The following is an 18833-nucleotide window of genomic DNA, read 5'->3' as shown; positions in this document are numbered from 1 at the left end:
ACGTTGCAAGACATATTCCAATATGATGGAAATTCATTGCTTCATATAAATAAATGGAAGGAAATGGAACCAAGCTTAACCGTCGGATTTACAACTCGTCATGGTGGTGTTAGTAAGCAACCATTTCATACAAACAATATGGGATTGCATGTTTTTGATGATGTGGAAGACGTAATTGTAAATCGAAAAAGACTAGCCACATCCCTACATATTCCACTAGATAACTGGGTAAGTGGAGAGCAGGTCCATCATTCTGAAGTACATATTGTTGATTCAGAGGATGCTGGTAGAGGAGCAACTACTGTAGAATCGTCCTTAACAGGAATAGACGGATTGATTAGTAATCAAAAAGGAATACTATGTACAGCCTTTTTTGCCGATTGTGTACCTCTATTCTTTTTTGATCCGGTAAAGAAATACGTAGGTATTGCCCACGCAGGCTGGAAAGGAACGGTTGCTAGAATTGCTGAGAAAACGATCATGAAATTTATCCAACTCGGTTCGGCTCCTAAAGATATACGTGTAGCGATTGGTCCTTCTATATCTACTGAAAATTACGAGGTAGATAACTATGTGAAAGATCGTATACCACAGAAGTTTCATGACGTGGTGTTGACCGAGACAGGTCATGAACGCTATTTGTTAGATTTAAAACAATTAAATGTCGAAATTCTTGTACAAGCTGGCGTGTTTCGTAGTAATATAGATGTAACATCTTACTGTACGTATCGGGATGAAAATTTGTTTTTTTCACATCGACGGGATAAAGGAAAAACCGGTCGAATGTTAGGATATATTGGTTTTACTGGTTAGTGGTAAGGAGGAGTATATGTCATCATGGATGTTGCACAAAACTTAGCAGAAATTAAAACAAAAATCAATGAAGCTAGTAATAAGGTAAATCGAGATCCGAATGAGATTACCATTATTGCTGTAACGAAATATGTTACAATAGAAAGAACGATGGAAGCAATCGAAGCAGGAATAGCTGATCTTGGAGAAAATCGTCAAGAAGGATTTTTAGAAAAGTATGATCAAATACAAGACAATGCTACATGGCATTTTATTGGTAGTCTACAAACAAGGAAAGTAAAAGATGTAATAAATAAGGTAGATTATCTTCATTCTTTGGATAGACTGTCATTAGCAAAAGAAATTGAAAAGCGTGCCTCATCTACTGTTAATTGTTTTATCCAGGTTAATGTAAGTGGTGAGGAATCCAAGCACGGGCTACATCCGGATGATGTAATGGGATTTGTTGAGAAAATTTCTGAATACACTAAAATACGTATTGTTGGGTTAATGACCATGGCTCCACATACGGAAGATAAGGAGCTACTACATCAAGTATTTGGTAAACTTAGAAATTTACGAGATATGATTAAAGAAAAAAACTATCCTTTTGCTCCATGTGAGTATTTATCTATGGGAATGAGTAATGATTATGGTATTGCAATTGAGGAAGGTGCAACCCATATTCGAATCGGTTCTAAGCTAGTTGGGGCTAATAAGTGAGGTGGATAATTTGAGTATTAAGAACAAGTTAAAGACATTATTTGCTATGGACGATGAATATGAATACGTGGAAGAAGAAGTAGCTACATCTTCCTCTAATAACGTAATTCCAGCTACTAGTAATAATGTAATTAACTTACAAAGTGTTAAAACGAGTTCATCCAAAGTAGTACTCTGTGAACCAAGAACGTTTGATGAAGCACAGCAAATTGCAGATAATATTGTCAATAAACGAACTGTTGTCATTAATTTACAACGGGTTGAACATTATGAGGCAAAGAGAATTATAGATTTCTTAAGTGGGACAGTGTATGCCGTTAACGGGGTTATTCAACGTTTAGGTTCACAAACATTCCTCTGTGCACCAGATAATGTTGATGTCTCTGGCTCTATCACAGAAGCATTCGAAGAAGAATTCAATAAAGGATGGTAAAGTAGATTATGTCGTTATATACGTTATTTTTGATTTTGTCTAATGTATTGCGTGTTTATAGTTTCGGATTAATTATTTATATTTTCATGTCATGGTTTCCCGGAGCAAGAGAATCATCATTTGGGGAAATACTCTCGAAATTGTATGAACCATATTTAGAACCTTTCCGTAAGTTTATCCCACCACTAGGAATGATCGATATTTCACCTATTGTGGCGATTATCGTGTTACAGTTAGCAGGATTCGGGCTATGGGCTGTTTATGATATGTTAGTACGATTGGTAATTGGGTGATTATTGGTAGATGGATATATATCAACATTTTCGTAAAGAAGAGCATAGCTTCATTGATCAAGTTTTATCATGGATGGAACAAGTGGAGCGCTCTTATTTACCTCGATTGACAGATTTTTTAGACCCGAGGGAACAACAAATTATTGAAATGTTAATTGGAACCTCAAATGATGAGTTGAAATTGTTATTTTTTGGTGGAGGAACATATTCTGAGCGAAAACGAGCGATTATTGCTCCTCTTTATGAAGAGATTAACGAGGATTCCTTTAATATATCGTTATTACAGGCTACCTACCATGAAAAATTCGTCTCGCTCACTCATCGAGATGTGTTAGGTGCCTTTTTATCATTAGGAATGAAACGAAAAAAAGTAGGAGATATTTTGGCTGGTAAAGGCAAGGTTCAGCTTGCTTTAGATAAAGATATTTCCGCTTATGTCCAGATGAATTTGACGATGATTAGGAAATCTACAATTACTTTCGAAGAAACATCTCTTTCGGATTTAATTGAGCAAGAACCTATTTGGTCCCATTCAGAGAAAATAGTTTCTTCCTTAAGATTAGATACGATCTTAAAAGAGATTTATTCTCTATCCCGTAAAGAGGCACAGACTCTTATTGATAAAGGATTAGTTAAAGTTAATTATCGTACGGTAGAAGATAGTAAATTCATTTTAAGAGAAGGCGATATGATTTCGCTCAGAGGAAAAGGTAGAAGCAAGCTCGTTGGTGTCAATGGGCAAACCAAAAAGGAAAAAATAAAAGTTACAACTGCATTATTACAGGTATAGTAAAGAGTGACTATTTGATATATAATGATATCGAATAGTTGCTTTTTTGACTTTTTTCTAGAAATGTAAGCATAAATTGCAGGAAATACATATTTTTTGTCGAAATATACTGGTATACTGAAAATGGACTAATATTTTTATAAAATCATAGGGAGGTAGCCGTTATGCCATTAACACCATTAGATATTCATAATAAAGAATTTACGAGAAGTTTTCGTGGATATGATGAAGATGAAGTAAATGAATTTTTAGATCAAGTTATTAAGGATTATGAAATGGTAATTAGAGAAAGAAAAGAATTAAAAGAAAAGATTGAACAAATGAATGAAAAGCTAAGCCATTTCACCAATATAGAAGAAACACTAAATAAATCAATCCTAATTGCTCAAGAAACGGCTGAAGAATTAAAAGGGAATGCTTCAAAGGAGTCGAAACTAATCATTAAAGAGGCAGAGAAAAATGCTGACCGTATTATTAACGATGCGCTAAGTAAGTCTCGCAAAATCTCAATGGAAGTTGAAGAGTTAAAGAAACAAGCTAAAGTTTTCCGCACTCGTTTAAGAATGCTTGTGGAAGCTCAATTAGATATGATTGGATCAGATGATTGGGAAGATTTATTTGAGGAAGCGGTTGGTAAAGATTTGGAATTAGCTAATAATGAATCTTAAACCTTGACGTTTTATTAAAATTTACATATAATGCTTACACGAATAGGTTAAAATAATAGCAAATACGATGATAGAGACAGTATAAAAACTAGTTGCTTGTTAAAGCGAGCTAGGGTCTGGTGAAAGCCTAGTACAGCACGTTTTTAGAAAATCACTCTTGAGTATCCAATTTGAAATAAATTAAGTAAAATTGGACGTCTTGTTCACGTTACGAATATCGAGTGAATTTAAAATGGTTTCATTTTAAATTTATAAGGGTGGTACCGCGAGTCTTCTCGTCCCTTTCTGGGATTAGAGAGGCTTTTTTATTTTAATGATGTATTTTTTCGGAAAGTTAGGTTGATTTAAGGGAGTTTATGTCTGTTCTAGCTGCGAAACTATACAACAAACCCAAAAATAGCCCAAACATATTTATCATGTACAGTTAAAACATAAGGAGGTCTAATCAGTGGACTATAAAGAAACATTACTGATGCCAAAAACAGAATTTCCAATGCGTGGGAATCTACCAAACAAAGAACCATTACGTCGTGAAAAATGGGAGGAAATGAACCTATACGAAAAATCAGTGGAAAGAACAAAAGGTAGACCAACATTTATCCTGCACGATGGTCCACCATATGCGAACGGTGATATTCATATTGGTCATGCATTAAATAAAATCTTAAAAGATTTCATTACACGGTATAAGTCCATGTCAGGTTACCATGCACCTTATATTCCAGGATGGGATACACATGGTCTGCCGATTGAAACGGCATTAACGAAGAATAAAAAAGTGAAACGTAAAGAGCTATCTGTAGCAGAATTCAGACAGCTATGTGCAGAATATGCATTAACCCAAGTCGATAGTCAACGTTCACAATTTAAAGAGCTCGGCGTACGTGGTGATTGGGATAATCCATATATAACATTAACGAAAGATTATGAAGCGGCACAAATTAAAGTATTCGGTGAAATGGCTAAAAAAGGATATATCTATAAAGGACTAAAACCAGTATATTGGTCTCCTTCATCTGAATCAGCGCTTGCTGAGGCTGAGATTGAGTATTATGATAAACGCTCTGCTTCTATTTATGTTGCGTTTGATGTAGAAGATGGAAAAGGAGTTCTGGATTCTGGAGATAAAATTGTCATCTGGACAACAACTCCATGGACAATTCCAGCTAATCTAGGTATCAGTGTCCATCCCGATATCAACTATGTGTTAGTTAAAGTTCATAATGACAAATTTGTTGTGGCAGAAGCACTACTTGAATCTCTAAAAACAGAACTAGAGTGGGAAAATCCACAAGTAGTGAAAAGCTTTAAAGGAAGAGAATTAGAGCGTGTAACAGCAAAACATCCATTCTACTCCCGTGAATCTCTTGTCATGCTTGGTGAGCATGTTACGACTGATGCTGGTACAGGTTGTGTTCATACAGCTCCTGGCCATGGGGAAGATGACTTTTATGTTTCGAAGGCATATGGCATAGAGGCTTTCTGTCCAGTGGATTATAAAGGGGTGTTTACTAGTGAAGCACCTGGATTTGAAGGTATGTTCTATGACGATGCAAATAAAGTAATTACTGAAAAGTTAGATGAAGTTGGTGCTTTATTAAAACTTTCCTTTATTACGCACTCCTACCCACATGACTGGAGAACTAAAAAACCAACCATTTTCCGTGCAACGGCACAGTGGTTTGCTTCAATCAAAGATTTCCGTGAAGATATCTTAGAGGAAATCAAACAAGTTAATTGGTATCCAGCATGGGGAGAGACAAGACTATACAATATGGTTCGTGACCGTGAGGACTGGTGTATTTCTCGTCAACGTGCTTGGGGAGTTCCAATTCCGGTGTTTTATGGTGAGGATGGAACAGCGATTATTACAGATGAAACAATTGAACATGTATCGAAATTATTTGCAGAGCATGGTTCTAATATTTGGTTTGAAAGAGAAGCGAAAGATTTATTACCAGAAGGATTTACTTCTGAGCATAGTCCAAACGGTGAATTTACGAAAGAAACCGATATTATGGACGTTTGGTTTGACTCTGGCTCTTCACATGCAGGAGTACTATTAAATAGAGAAGATCATACAAGACCAGCTGATGTTTATTTAGAAGGTAGTGACCAATATCGTGGTTGGTTTAACTCTTCTTTATCAACGGCAGTAGCTGTTACAGGTAAAGCACCATATAAAAACGTTATTAGCCATGGCTTTGTGTTAGACGGTAATGGTCGTAAGATGAGTAAATCACTTGGAAATGTTATCATGCCAAGTAAAGTATTAAAGCAGCTAGGTGCAGATATTTTACGTCTATGGGTGGCATCGGTTGATTATCAAGCAGATGTCCGTATTTCAGATGACATTCTAAAACAAACTTCTGAGGCTTACCGTAAAATTCGAAACACGTTCCGATTTATGTTAGCGAATTTAGCTGACTATAATCCAGAAACAGATCGTGTACCGGAAGCAGAAATGGAAGAAGTAGATCGTTACATGCTACATCGTTTGCAACAGTTAGTAAAAGAAGTACGGGAAAGCTATGAGAAATATGAGTTTTCTCCTATTTTCCATCGTATCCATAACTTCGTTGCGGATGATCTAAGCTCCTTCTATTTAGATTTTGCTAAGGATATTCTTTATATTGAAGCGGCAGATAATCATCGTCGTCGTAGTATTCAAACGGGGTATTATGAAATCTTAACCACCTTGGTACAATTGTTAACACCGATCATTCCACATACTGCTGATGAGGTATGGGAATATATTCCGGGGGTTAGAGAAGAGAGCCCTCAATTGACAGATATTCCAGAACCAAGAGAAATCGAAGGATTTCATGGTCTGGAGAACAAGTGGAATCATTTCATGGCCATCCGTGATGATGTACTAAAAGCACTTGAAGAGGCACGTAATGAAAAAGTAATTGGTAAGTCTTTAGAGGCTAAGATTACGGTTGTTCCAAGAGATGAAGAAACAAAGGCAGTATTAAATTCAATTAATGATGTTCATCAGCTTCTAATCGTTTCAGAGGCTGTTGTTAAGGAACAGTCAGAGGCAGCGGCTGAATACCGTTATGTCGATGTGCTTGTTGAAAAACATCCGGCTGAAAAATGTGAACGCTGCTGGGTTGCTTCAGATACAGTAGGACAAAATGAAAAACATCGGACACTTTGCTCCCGCTGTGCCGATGTTGTAGAAGAACACTATTCCGCTTAAGTGTTTGAATGGAAGAACATGTGACTGGCACAAAATAACATGAAGCACATAGCGTAATCAATCTAGAATAACCCGAACTAATTCGCTTGATATCAATGAATTAGTTCGGGTTTCTTTCATCCGTATAGTTTGCGATAGTTAAACAGAGTGATGATGGATAAATCATTGAATTTTTACTGGATACAGTATAAGATTAACTAAGGATTTATATACAAATAATAGAGTGAAGTAGTCAATATGGAGGGGTAACCTGAATGTATCGGTACTATATTTTAGCAGTATTCGTCATAGCAGTAGACCAATTTACCAAGTACTTAGTAGTAAAAAATATGGAATTATATGAGCAAATATCAATTATAGATGGATTCTTTTCGTTAACCTCGCATCGAAATAGTGGTGCAGCTTGGGGAATATTAGAAGGTAAAATGTGGTTCTTTTATATTATAACGATAATTGTAATCATCGGAATCATTTACTATCTACATAAATTTGGAAAAGATAGTAAATTGTTTGGTATCGCTTTAGGCTTAATTTTAGGTGGTGCTATTGGTAATTTTATTGATCGTTTATTCCATCAAGAAGTGGTAGACTTTTTCGACTTTGTAATTTTTGGATATGATTTCCCGATTTTCAATATTGCGGATTCTGCACTGACAGTCGGTGTTATATTCGTGATAATTGCTACAATATTGGATGAGAAAAAGCAGAAAGGAACAAATAAATGACATTACAACATGTTGTTACAGAAACTCAAAATAAAATGCGAATCGATAAATTATTAGCCGATATAAACCCTGATGAATCTCGTTCACGGGTTCAAGGATGGATTACGAAAGAGCTTGTTATGGTGAACGATGAGGTAGTGAAGGCTAATTATAAGTGTCAAGTAGGGGATGTTATTACTTGGAGAATTCCTGAGGTGGAGTCATTAGATATTGAAGCTGAGAACATTCCTTTAGAGATTGTTTATGAAGATAGGGATGTATTAGTGGTTAATAAACCAAAAGGAATGGTCGTCCATCCATCGGCAGGGCATCAATCTGGCACATTGGTGAATGGTTTGCTATATCATTGTAAGGATCTATCTGGAATTAATGGGGTAGAGCGTCCGGGAATTGTTCATCGTATTGATAAAGATACTAGTGGCTTATTGCTCGTTGCTAAAAATGACAAAGCTCACACTAGTTTATCTGAACAATTATCGAATAAAGATGTGAAACGAAAATATGAAGCGGTTGTTCACGGTATCATTAATCATGATACAGGAATGGTTGATGCGCCAATAGGAAGGGATCCGAAAGATCGTCAAAAAATGGGCGTGGTAGAAAATGGGAAGCCCGCAGTCACTCATTTTCAAGTGCTAAACCGTTTTAATGAATTTACACATATTGAATGTCAATTAGAAACAGGTAGAACACATCAAATTCGTGTTCATATGCGGTATATTGGATTTCCGCTTGTAGGTGATCCAAAATATGGACCTAGAAAAACTTTGGATACAAATGGTCAAGCATTACATGCAAGACTAATAGGGTTTACACATCCTACTACAGGGGAATGGCTAGAATTTGAAGTAGAGCCACCTGCCTATTTTAAAGAATTACTAACTAATTTAGAATTAATGTAGTTGACAGAAAGAGTTAATTCTGAAATAATGAAACAAATGAATAGGAACCTTTAAATTTTCAGTCCAGAGAGGCTAAAAAGGGAACGACTTTTACGGGATACTTGTAATCACTCCCCCTTTTTTCCTTATGGAAAAAAGGGGGTTTTTATTTAGGAGGGCGCAACACATATGATTAAAAAAACCGAAATACTAGACGAGCAGGCAATAAACCGAGCACTTACCCGAATTGCCCATGAAATCCTTGAAAAAAATAAAGGTGGAGAAGACCTTGTTATCGTTGGGATTAAAACGAGAGGTGTACCACTGGCAAAAAGAATACAAGAAAAGATTAAAAGAATTGAAGGGTTAACCTTGCCAATTGGGGAACTAGATATAACATTATATCGTGACGACCTAGCAAAGGCTATAGATTCAAATGAACCAGAAATACGCAAAACCGATTTGCCAGATAATATTACGAATAAAAAGGTTATCTTAATCGATGACGTCTTATATACTGGGAGAACGGTTAGAGCAGCCATGGATGCTGTAATGGATATTGGCAGACCGTCACAAATACAGCTGGCAGTCTTAGTGGATAGAGGGCATCGTGAGCTACCAATACGTGCAGATTATGTAGGGAAAAATATACCAACATCAGAGAAGGAGATTATAGTAGTCCGACTTAATGAAACGGACCAAACAGATTTAGTATCTATTTATGAAAAATAAATAATGAAAGGACCTTTAATTAAATCCAGAGAGGTTTACAAGGTTGCTTTGATTACGTGCGATAGAATTCTGCACGTCTACCTCTTTGCGACCAAAATGCAAAGAGGTTTTTTTATTAGGTAAAATCCTTAGACGAATGGGAGGGCTGTAAGTGGAGCACTTTATATCCATCGACCAGTTAAGTAAGCAAGAGATTTTTCAGTTACTAGAGGATGCACAAATGTATCAAATGAAAAAAATGCAAATTTCCAAGCAACTTTTTGTAGCGAATTTATTTTTCGAGCCAAGCACTAGAACAAAAATGAGCTTTACTGTAGCAGAAAGAAGGCTCGGTTTAGAAGTGTTAGACTTTCATGCAGAAGCCTCTAGCTTAGCAAAAGGGGAAACACTTTATGATACCGTGAAGACTTTTGAATCGATTGGAGCAAATGCACTAGTTATTAGACATGAAGCAGATCAATGGATAGAAGAATTAGAACACATTACCATCCCGATCATAAATGCCGGAGCTGGAACACGTGAGCATCCTACCCAAGGAATGCTTGACCTTCTGACAATCTACCAAGAATTTAATACGTTCGAAAATCTGAACATCGTGATAGTAGGCGATATTAAACATAGCAGGGTAGCAAACTCAAACGCGCATACACTTCAACGATTAGGTGCCAATGTCTATTTAAGTGCTGCACCAGGCTACGAAGATGAATCACTACCTTTCCCATATATCACAATAGATGAAGCAGTTGAATTTTGTGATGTTGTGATGATGTTAAGGATTCAACATGAAAGACATGTTGAAAAGCATGATACTAAACAGTATTTAGAACAATTTGGATTAACAAAAGAACGGGAGCAAAGGATGTTAAGTAAAGCAATTATTCTTCATCCTGCTCCTGTTAACCGAGGCGTAGAGATGGATAGTGACCTTGTGGAATGTAGCCGCTCTAGAATATTTAAGCAAATGAATAATGGGGTCTTTATGAGAATGGCAATTTTAACACATGTATTACAAAAATGGGGGATTATAAATGAGAATCTTGCTAAAGAATGCTAAACGATTGATGGAGAATGGAGTACTAGAAAGCTGTGATGTTCTAATTGAGGAAGGTAAAATAAAGCAAATTGGTGAATCGATTGAAAAAGAAGATGTAGATCGTTTGATTAACTGTGAGGGTAAGCTTGTAACACCTGGATTTATCGACGTACACATTCATTTACGAGAACCAGGAGGAGAACATAAGGAAACGATTAAAACAGGGACAAAGGCTGCTGCCAGAGGTGGTTTTACAACGGTATGCGCCATGCCAAATACGAATCCAGTACCGGACGATGTAGCATCCATTACTAGTTTACTAGAGAAAATAGATCAAGATGCTCTCATTAGGGTCATACCTTATGCACCGATTACGAAAGGGTTAAAAGGAGAGGAGCTAACTGATTTAGAGGAGTTAGCCAAACATAATGTATTTGCATTTACTGATGATGGTGTAGGCATCCAAACAGCTCACGCGATGTACTCGGCAATGAAAAGAGCAAAAGCAGCAGGGAAAGCAATTGTTGCCCATTGTGAAGATAACTCTATCGTGTATGGTGGTGTCGTTCATCATGGCGATGTAAGTGAGCGTCTTGATTTACCAGGTATTCCTTCAATAAGTGAGTCCGTCCAGATCGCTCGGGATGTCCTGTTAGCAGAAGCTACAGGTTGTCATTATCATGTTTGCCATGTGAGCACGAAGGAATCTGTTCGTGTGATCCGAGATGCAAAAAAAGCAGGAATTCATGTCACAGCAGAAGTGACACCACATCACTTAATTTTAAATGAAGACTCCATTACCCAAGATGATGGTAATTGGAAAATGAATCCACCATTAAGAAGTAAAGCAGATCAAGAAGCATTGCTGGAAGGTCTATTAGATGGAACGATTGACTTTATTGCGACAGATCATGCGCCACATAGTGCAGATGAAAAAGCCCAAGGAATGCTTCATGCACCATTTGGAATTGTAGGGTTAGAAACAGCCTTTCCACTCCTCTATACGAATCTAGTTAAACGAGGAAAAATAACCTTAAATCAACTTATAGACTGGTTAACGATAAAACCTGCACAGGTGTTCCATTTACCTTATGGAAGATTAAGAGAAAATGATATAGCAGATGTAACATTAATTGAATTATCTAGGGAGACAAGGATTGATAAACATACCTTCTATTCAAAAGGGAAAAATACACCATTTCATAATTGGAACGTAACGGGTATACCAGTTGTTACGATCTATGAAGGGAACATCGTCTATGAGGAGGAAAGCTATGTTAAAGCGTAAACTAGTACTAGAAAATGGAACAGTATTTATTGGGGCAGGTTTTGGTAGTGATCGTGAGATAAGTGGAGAAGTAGTATTTAATACAAGTATGACAGGGTATCAGGAGATTATTTCTGATCCATCATACTGTGAGCAAATTGTCACCTTAACCTATCCGCTTATTGGGAACTATGGGATAAACAGAGATGACTTTGAAACAGTTGCCCCTTTTATAAATGGTTTAATCGTTAAAGAATACAGTGAGTATCCTTCTAATTTTCGGTGTGATGAAACAATCGATAGCTTTCTAAAAGCACATAATATTCCAGGATTAGCAGGAATTGATACTCGAAAGTTAACAAAATGTATTCGGAGGGCTGGAACAATGCGAGGTTACATTGCTAATGAAGAAGTACCAGATGATGAGATTATTAGAAGGTTACAGCAAATCCCGGTAAGACATGATCAAGTGAAACAAACCTCTACTTCTAAACCATATATTGTTCCCGGAAGAGGTCGTCGGATTGTATTACTTGATTTTGGAATGAAGCATGGTATCTTACGAGAATTAACGAAACGTGATTGTCATGTAACCGTCGTTCCTTATAACTATTCAGCTGATAATATTTTACGGTTAAAACCAGATGGAATTATGCTTACAAATGGTCCTGGTGATCCACAGGATGTACCGGAAGCTATTGAAACAATTCAACGTGTTATTGGTGCAATCCCGATATTTGGAATATGTTTAGGCCATCAATTATTAGCACTTGCTTGTGGTGCAAAAACAGAAAAAATGAAGTTTGGTCACCGTGGTGGAAATCATCCAGTAAAGGATATAATTCATGGAAAAACATTTCTTACCTCGCAAAATCATGGTTATGCGGTAAATACAGCTTCATTAGCTAATACGGATTTAGAACTAACACAAATAGCATTAAATGATCATTCTGTTGAAGGAATCAGGCATAAAGTATTCCCAGCATTTTCCGTGCAGTACCATCCAGAAAGTTCACCTGGACCGGAAGATTCCAACTATTTATTTGATGATTTTTTACGCTTAATTGATCAAACGATAACGAAACAGCAGGAGGAGAAAGTCTATGCCTAAACGAACAGACATTCAGAAAATACTTGTTATTGGATCAGGCCCAATCGTAATTGGTCAAGCAGCAGAATTTGATTATTCGGGGACTCAAGCCTGTCAAGCGCTTAGAGAAGAGGGCTACACAGTTATATTAGCAAACTCTAATCCAGCTACCATTATGACAGATCAAACGGTAGCAGACCGAGTATATATGGAGCCATTAACGGTTGAATTTTTAACTAAAATTATTCGTAAGGAGCAACCGGATGCATTATTACCGACACTAGGTGGGCAAACAGGCTTAAACTTAGCAGTAGCTTTAGATAAAACTGGAATCCTTAAGCAATATAATGTTGCCCTATTAGGTACATCGTTAGATGCAATCCAAAAAGCAGAAGATCGTGAAAAGTTCCGTGACTTGATGCAAGAAATCAATGAGCCTGTACCAGAAAGTCGTATTGTTAATACAGTAGAGGAGGCCGTTGAATTTGCGGAGACAATTGGTTTTCCATTAATTGTTCGACCAGCATATACATTAGGTGGTACTGGTGGAGGGATGTGCTATGACGAGGATGATTTGCGAGAAATTACCCGTAATGGACTAGCGTTATCACCAGTGAATCAGTGCTTAATCGAAAGAAATATCGCGGGCTTTAAAGAGATTGAGTATGAGGTAATGCGAGATAAAAATGACCAAGCGATTGTCGTATGTAATATGGAAAATATTGACCCAGTTGGTATTCATACAGGTGATTCTATTGTCGTTGCTCCTTCGCAAACATTAAGTGACAGGGAATATCAGTTACTACGAAATGCTTCCCTTAAGATTATCCGTGCACTCGAAATTGAAGGAGGATGTAATGTTCAGCTAGCCTTAGATCCAACTAGTTTTGCTTATTATGTCATTGAAGTTAATCCACGGGTGAGCCGTTCGTCTGCACTAGCATCGAAAGCAACAGGTTATCCGATAGCGAAAATGGCAGCTAAAATTGCGGTTGGACTGACACTAGATGAAATAATGAATCCTATCACGGGAACAACTTATGCATTATTTGAACCTGCATTAGACTATGTCGTGACGAAATTACCTCGATTCCCATTTGATAAGTTTGTTACAGGAGATCGTAAATTAGGTACGCAGATGAAGGCAACTGGAGAAATTATGGCTATCGGAAGGAACTTCGAAGAATCACTGTTAAAAGGAATTCGTTCCATGGATATTGGGACAGAAGAGTTAGGGTTAACTAGTTTAGCCTTTCTGGATGAGGATGATATTTTATATCGACTAAAAGTAGCAGATGATGAAAGAATATTTGTTATTGCGGAAGCATTCCGTAGAGGAGTATCACTCGATACAGTATTTAACTTGACGAAGATTGACCCATTTTTCTTAACTAAGCTACAAGAATTAGTAAACTTTGAAGCCGTTATTAGTAGTAATGTATTTTCTAAAGAAATACTTTATCAAGCAAAACAAAAAGGATTTTCCGATAATCAAATTGCTAGACTTTGGAATAGTACTGTTGATGAGCTTTATCAGTTTCGTATCCAAGAAAATATTGTCCCTGTATTTAAAATGGTGGATACGTGTGCTGCAGAATTTGATTCTAAAACACCTTATTTTTATAGTTCCTATGAGGAAGAAAATGAGTCGATACCAACAGCTAATCGAAAAGTGTTAGTGTTAGGATCAGGGCCAATCCGAATTGGTCAAGGGGTAGAATTTGATTATGCTACCGTGCATTCCGTACTTTCCATTAAAGAGATGGGTTATGAAGCTATTATCATGAATAATAATCCTGAAACAGTCTCTACCGATTTTAGTATATCCGATAAATTATACTTCGAGCCTCTTACTTTAGAGGATGTTATGCATGTTATTAATCTAGAGAAACCTGAAGGAGTTATTGTCCAGTTCGGAGGCCAAACGGCAATTAATTTAGCAGAAGGTCTTGCTAGAAGAGGTGTTCCAATCTTAGGTACAGCACTAGAGGCAATCGATAAAGCGGAAGACAGAGATAAATTTGAAATATTATTAGAAGAGCTAGGATTGTTAAGAGCAGAGGGGAAAGCAGTTAAACGAATAGAGCAAGCAATTGATGTTGCAGATTCCATCGGCTATCCAGTATTAGTTCGTCCTTCATACGTTATCGGCGGCAGTCGTATGGAGATTGTCTATAGCCAAGACGAACTAGAAGCTTATTTGCAAAAAACTGGCCATATCACAGATCGCCATCCGATTCTAGTAGATAAGTATATTACGGGAATTGAAGTAGAGGTAGATGCCATTAGTGATGGTGAGACAACTATCGTACCAGGAATAATGGAGCATATAGAACGCTCCGGTGTTCATTCTGGAGATTCGATAGCTGTATATCCTCCACAACGATTATCAGAAAAGGTAAAGGAAAAATGCTTTGAAGCAACCTGGAAAATATCACAGGCGCTGCAAGTGAAAGGCTTAGTCAACATCCAGTTTATTATTTGTGATGAAGATGTTTATGTTTTAGAAGTAAATCCAAGAGCAAGTAGGACGATACCATTCCTTAGTAAGATAACGGGCGTAACAATGGCAAACCTTGCTACCAGGTGTATTCTTGGTGAAAAGCTAGTGGATTTAGGTTATACATCCGGTATCCTTCCAGAAAACAAATTAGTATCTGTTAAAATACCAGTTTTTTCATTCGAAAAATTGCGTAGTGTTGATACTATATTAGGGCCCGAAATGAAATCGACTGGAGAGGCTATCGGTTATGATAAAACAATGGAAAAAGCTCTATATAAAGGATTACTTGCAGCTGGAATATCCGTTCCTAGTGAAGGGGCCGTATTAATTACCGTAGCAGACAAGGATAAAGTTGAAATGCTACAAATTGCAGAACGCTTCCATCAACTTGGCTTCCAATTATATGCAACAGAGGGGACAGCATCCTTCTTAAATGGCGCAAATCTTCCAGTTATCGAAGTGGCAAAATTAGGGGCAGATAAACCTAATGTATTATCCATTATTGAGGAAGGTAAAGTACAATTTGTCATGAATACATTAACATCTGGAAAACAGCCAAGGTCAGATGGTTTTATGATTAGAAGAGTAGCCGTTGAAAGAGGTATTCCTTGTTTAACTAATCTAGATACAGCAAATGCCATTCTAAATGTAATCGATTCAACAACATTTAGTGCAAATCCAGTTCAAACAAAAGAGGTAGTTCTTTTATGATAAAAAGGGAAAAAATGCAGATCTTATCCAAAACAGTTATCGCGCTCGATACGATAAAAATGGTTTTTCACAATGAATCTATTAGTAAATATGCAATACCTGGGCAGTTCTTGCATATTCAAGTTGAAAATCATACGTTGAGAAGACCAATCTCTATTGCAAACTGTGACCAGGATACAGGAACAATCACTATTTTATTTAAAATAAATGGAGATGGTACGAAGCGCTTAGCTGCCTATGAACCGGGGGATTTAGTAGATACACTAGGACCATTAGGGAATGGGTTTCCAATTGATACAGATACACCTTCTACTATTTTATTAGTAGGAGGAGGTATTGGTGTACCACCTTTGTACTATTTAGGTAAAACATTGAAGGAAAAAGGCGCTACGATTATTTCTATTCTAGGATTTCAGCAAAAGGAGCAAGTATTCTATGAACAGGAGTTTTCAAACCTAGGAGAATTGTATATTGTTACCGATGATGGTTCCTATGGTCATAAAGGAGTAGTGACCGATGTGTTAAGCAAGGTTAGCACATATGATTCCTACTATAGCTGTGGCCCGCTTCCAATGCTAAAAGCGTTAACCGCAAAGCTAGAAGGAAAGAAAGGCTATATTTCTTTAGAAGAGAGAATGGGCTGTGGGATAGGAGCATGCTTTGCTTGTGTTTTACCAACAAAAGATGGCAATAGCTATAAGAAGATATGTAAGGATGGTCCAGTTTTTGCCTCAGAGGAGGTCCAAATATGACAAATCTAGCAATAGAGTTACCAGGTCTTGCATTGAAAAATCCAATTATCCCAGCATCAGGGTGTTTCGGATTTGGACGTGAATTTAGTCAATTCTATGATTTAAGTAAACTCGGAGCGGTAACAATGAAAGCCGCAACTGAAAATGCACGATTTGGTAATCCAACACCGAGGGTTGCTGAAACAACGGGTGGGATGCTAAATGCTATTGGTTTGCAAAATCCAGGAGTCACTAAAATTATCGAAACAGAGGTACCGTTTTTAGCTGAATTTGACACTTGTATTATCGCAAATATTGCAGGAAGTTCATTAGAGGAGTATGTGAGAGTAGCTAGTACTTTTAATAATACCAATCAGGTACATGCACTCGAATTAAATATATCTTGTCCCAATGTTAAAGAAGGTGGAATTCAATTTGGTACCGATCCGATTATGGCCGCTCGTGTGACAGAAGCTGTGAAAAAAGCTAGCAATCTACCAGTCTATGTGAAGTTATCTCCTAATGTGACGGATATTGTAGCGATGGCAAAGTCTGTTGAATCCGCTGGCGCAGATGGCTTATCAATGATCAATACCATTACAGGGATGCAAATACATCTACCAACTAGAAGGCCACTTATTGCTAATAAAACTGGCGGATTATCAGGCCCTGCAATCAAACCAATAGCGATAAGAATGATTTACGAAGTAAGCCAACAGGTGGATATTCCGATCATAGGTATGGGCGGGATACAAACTGCGGAAGATGTGCTTGAATTTCTATTAGCTGGTGCTAGTGCAGTCGCTATCGGAACAGCTAATTTTCAAAATCCATATATTTGCTCGGAAATTATTGATAGTCTACCGATTGTATTAGAAAGCTATGGGTTTTCTTCGGTGCAAGAAGCAGTTGGAAAGGGGATAATAGCATGACAAATTCGATATATGTAGCATTAGACTTCCCGAACTGGCAAGAGACGAGCACCTTCTTGGAAAGAAATGATTTAAAAGGTGTCCCTGTGAAGGTAGGGATGGAATTATTTTATAATGAAGGATTAAAAGTCATTGAGAAATTAAAGAAGAATAATCATCGTATCTTCTTGGATTTAAAGCTGCATGATATCCCTACAACCGTAATGAAGGCAATGCATGTCCTATCGAAATTAGAGGTAGATATCGTGAATATTCATGCCTTAGGTGGAAGTGAAATGATTCAAAGAGCTAAAGAAGGGTTAACAAATGGTAATCCAACCTATGATACCAAGCTGATTGCGGTCACCATCTTAACATCGATGGACGAACAAATGCTACATCAGGATTTGAAGCTAACGGATAACGTAACAGAAGCAGCTGTTCACTTTTCAAAATTAGCGCATACCAATGGTGCTGATGGTGTCGTATGTTCCGTACATGAAGCAAGCGCCATTAAAAAAGCTTGCGGAGAAGAATTTCTTACAGTTACACCAGGAATACGCCTTAGTCATACCACAGCAGATGATCAAAAACGTATTGCAACACCAGGTTTCGCTTGTCAACATGGTGCAGATTATATAGTGATAGGAAGAAGTATAACCAAGTCTGATCATCCAAGAGAAAACTATGAACAAGCGGTTAGGGAATGGGAGGAAGCGTTATGCAATTAAGTAGTGAATTAGCTAGAGAATTGTTACAAATTAAAGCCGTACAGATTAATCCAACTGATTATTTTACGTGGACTTCTGGAATCCAATCACCAATCTATTGTGATAATCGGATTACGATGTCCTATCCTGAAGTTCGTACAAAAATAGCAGCTGCATTTGAAGAAAGAGTAAGTCAAATGGCAATAAAGCTGGATGTGATTGCCGGCTGTGCCACAGCTGGTATCCCACATGCTGCATGGCTAGCAGACCGGTTGAATCTTCCAATGGTCTATGTTCGTTCTAAGCCGAAAGCCCATGGGAAAGGAAATCAAATTGAAGGGGGAAGTGTTCAAGGAAAGAACGTAGTAGTCATAGAAGATTTAATATCAACTGGTGGATCTTCTCTAGAAGCAGTTGAAGCCCTTCGTAAAGCTGGTGCTGAAGTTCTAGAAGTGATGTCAATTTTTTCATATGGATTATCATCATCCTATGATAATTTTGAAAAAGCGAATATCTCCTATCAAAGTCTAACAAATTATGATGCATTACTTCAGGCTTTAGTAGAAGATGGCAAACTCACCAATCAAGAAAAATCTATTTTGTTGGATTGGCGTAATGCTTTAGAATCGTAAAAG

General features: G+C 37.3%; 18 protein-coding genes and 1 other annotated feature. All 18 genes read left to right on the top strand.

Going from position 1 to position 18833, the window contains the following annotated elements; genetic code table 11:
* Positions 1-3 precede the first annotated feature (3 nt).
* The 18 genes from pgeF (at position 4) to pyrE (ending at position 18830) form a co-directional block, all read left to right on the top strand.
* Entirely contained in the window at positions 4-813 is an 810-nt protein-coding gene (gene pgeF, locus AAIB49_RS01165) for a peptidoglycan editing factor PgeF (RefSeq protein WP_343456957.1), read from the top strand.
* A gap of 24 nt (positions 814-837) precedes the next feature.
* Entirely contained in the window at positions 838-1515 is a 678-nt protein-coding gene (locus AAIB49_RS01160) for a YggS family pyridoxal phosphate-dependent enzyme (protein WP_339215415.1), read from the top strand.
* Between the two features lie 10 nt (positions 1516-1525).
* Positions 1526-1948 (top strand): cell division protein SepF, encoded by a 423-nt coding sequence (locus AAIB49_RS01155; RefSeq protein ID WP_339215414.1) that lies wholly within the window; start codon positions 1526-1528, stop codon positions 1946-1948.
* A gap of 8 nt (positions 1949-1956) precedes the next feature.
* A complete protein-coding gene (locus AAIB49_RS01150) occupies positions 1957-2241 on the top strand; it encodes a YggT family protein (RefSeq protein WP_339215412.1) in 285 nt (94 codons plus the stop codon).
* 10 nt (positions 2242-2251) lie between these two features.
* On the top strand, positions 2252-3031 hold the full coding sequence (locus tag AAIB49_RS01145) for a YlmH family RNA-binding protein (protein WP_339215410.1): 780 nt from the start codon (positions 2252-2254) through the stop codon (positions 3029-3031).
* Positions 3032-3195: 164 nt separating this feature from the next.
* Positions 3196-3699 (top strand): DivIVA domain-containing protein, encoded by a 504-nt coding sequence (locus AAIB49_RS01140; RefSeq protein ID WP_186868602.1) that lies wholly within the window; start codon positions 3196-3198, stop codon positions 3697-3699.
* A gap of 58 nt (positions 3700-3757) precedes the next feature.
* Positions 3758-3985: a binding site (T-box leader), on the top strand.
* 162 nt (positions 3986-4147) lie between these two features.
* Positions 4148-6904, top strand: coding sequence for an isoleucine--tRNA ligase (gene ileS / locus AAIB49_RS01135; protein WP_339215408.1), 2757 nt, complete (start codon positions 4148-4150; stop codon positions 6902-6904).
* A gap of 254 nt (positions 6905-7158) precedes the next feature.
* Complete coding sequence (lspA, locus tag AAIB49_RS01130) at positions 7159-7629, top strand: signal peptidase II (protein ID WP_339215407.1); 471 nt, start codon at positions 7159-7161, stop codon at positions 7627-7629.
* Entirely contained in the window at positions 7626-8531 is a 906-nt protein-coding gene (locus tag AAIB49_RS01125; RefSeq protein ID WP_339215405.1) for an RluA family pseudouridine synthase, read from the top strand. Before lspA ends, AAIB49_RS01125 begins: the two co-directional genes overlap by 4 nt.
* A 171-nt stretch (positions 8532-8702) precedes the next feature.
* A complete protein-coding gene (pyrR, locus tag AAIB49_RS01120) occupies positions 8703-9242 on the top strand; it encodes a bifunctional pyr operon transcriptional regulator/uracil phosphoribosyltransferase PyrR (RefSeq protein WP_339217989.1) in 540 nt (179 codons plus the stop codon).
* A 151-nt stretch (positions 9243-9393) separates the two neighbouring features.
* The gene (locus AAIB49_RS01115; RefSeq protein ID WP_343456955.1) at positions 9394-10296 is read left to right on the top strand and encodes an aspartate carbamoyltransferase catalytic subunit; all 903 of its coding nucleotides are present in this window, start codon (positions 9394-9396) and stop codon (positions 10294-10296) included.
* Positions 10271-11563, top strand: a complete 1293-nt coding sequence (locus AAIB49_RS01110; protein WP_343456954.1) for a dihydroorotase — start codon at positions 10271-10273, stop codon at positions 11561-11563. Before AAIB49_RS01115 ends, AAIB49_RS01110 begins: the two co-directional genes overlap by 26 nt.
* Positions 11550-12653, top strand: coding sequence for a glutamine-hydrolyzing carbamoyl-phosphate synthase small subunit (gene carA / locus AAIB49_RS01105; protein ID WP_186868609.1), 1104 nt, complete (start codon positions 11550-11552; stop codon positions 12651-12653). The genes AAIB49_RS01110 and carA overlap by 14 nt, the downstream gene beginning before the upstream one ends.
* Positions 12646-15846: a carbamoyl-phosphate synthase large subunit gene (gene carB, locus AAIB49_RS01100; protein WP_339215399.1), complete on the top strand. Its 3201-nt coding sequence runs from the start codon at positions 12646-12648 to the stop codon at positions 15844-15846. Before carA ends, carB begins: the two co-directional genes overlap by 8 nt.
* A complete protein-coding gene (locus tag AAIB49_RS01095) occupies positions 15843-16598 on the top strand; it encodes a dihydroorotate dehydrogenase electron transfer subunit (RefSeq protein ID WP_343456953.1) in 756 nt (251 codons plus the stop codon). The genes carB and AAIB49_RS01095 overlap by 4 nt, the downstream gene beginning before the upstream one ends.
* Complete coding sequence (locus tag AAIB49_RS01090; protein WP_186868612.1) at positions 16595-17509, top strand: dihydroorotate dehydrogenase; 915 nt, start codon at positions 16595-16597, stop codon at positions 17507-17509. The genes AAIB49_RS01095 and AAIB49_RS01090 overlap by 4 nt, the downstream gene beginning before the upstream one ends.
* On the top strand, positions 17506-18219 hold the full coding sequence (gene pyrF / locus AAIB49_RS01085; protein ID WP_339215398.1) for an orotidine-5'-phosphate decarboxylase: 714 nt from the start codon (positions 17506-17508) through the stop codon (positions 18217-18219). Before AAIB49_RS01090 ends, pyrF begins: the two co-directional genes overlap by 4 nt.
* The gene (pyrE, locus tag AAIB49_RS01080) at positions 18210-18830 is read left to right on the top strand and encodes an orotate phosphoribosyltransferase (RefSeq protein ID WP_339215397.1); all 621 of its coding nucleotides are present in this window, start codon (positions 18210-18212) and stop codon (positions 18828-18830) included. The genes pyrF and pyrE overlap by 10 nt, the downstream gene beginning before the upstream one ends.
* Positions 18831-18833: the final 3 nt, after the last annotated feature.

The sequence above is a fragment of the Ornithinibacillus proteolyticus genome (genome assembly GCF_039581225.1).
GTDB lineage: Bacteria > Bacillota > Bacilli > Bacillales > Amphibacillaceae > Ornithinibacillus > Ornithinibacillus massiliensis.
The sequence above is the reverse complement of the archived record's forward strand: the minus strand, read 5'-3'. Positions and strand labels throughout refer to the sequence as shown.

Bases quoted from the DNA above. Each gene is read 5' to 3' on its own strand.
- AAIB49_RS01160 (WP_339215415.1), top strand. From the start codon at position 838: ATGGATGTTGCACAAAACTTAGCAGAAATTAAAACAAAAATCAATGAA.
- AAIB49_RS01150 (WP_339215412.1), top strand. From the start codon at position 1,957: ATGTCGTTATATACGTTATTTTTGATTTTGTCTAATGTATTGCGTGTT.
- AAIB49_RS01145 (WP_339215410.1), top strand. From the start codon at position 2,252: ATGGATATATATCAACATTTTCGTAAAGAAGAGCATAGCTTCATTGAT.
- AAIB49_RS01140 (WP_186868602.1), top strand. From the start codon at position 3,196: ATGCCATTAACACCATTAGATATTCATAATAAAGAATTTACGAGAAGT.
- lspA (WP_339215407.1), top strand. From the start codon at position 7,159: ATGTATCGGTACTATATTTTAGCAGTATTCGTCATAGCAGTAGACCAA.
- AAIB49_RS01125 (WP_339215405.1), top strand. From the start codon at position 7,626: ATGACATTACAACATGTTGTTACAGAAACTCAAAATAAAATGCGAATC.
- AAIB49_RS01110 (WP_343456954.1), top strand. From the start codon at position 10,271: ATGAGAATCTTGCTAAAGAATGCTAAACGATTGATGGAGAATGGAGTA.
- carA (WP_186868609.1), top strand. From the start codon at position 11,550: ATGTTAAAGCGTAAACTAGTACTAGAAAATGGAACAGTATTTATTGGG.
- carB (WP_339215399.1), top strand. From the start codon at position 12,646: ATGCCTAAACGAACAGACATTCAGAAAATACTTGTTATTGGATCAGGC.
- AAIB49_RS01095 (WP_343456953.1), top strand. From the start codon at position 15,843: ATGATAAAAAGGGAAAAAATGCAGATCTTATCCAAAACAGTTATCGCG.
- AAIB49_RS01090 (WP_186868612.1), top strand. From the start codon at position 16,595: ATGACAAATCTAGCAATAGAGTTACCAGGTCTTGCATTGAAAAATCCA.
- pyrF (WP_339215398.1), top strand. From the start codon at position 17,506: ATGACAAATTCGATATATGTAGCATTAGACTTCCCGAACTGGCAAGAG.
- pyrE (WP_339215397.1), top strand. From the start codon at position 18,210: ATGCAATTAAGTAGTGAATTAGCTAGAGAATTGTTACAAATTAAAGCC.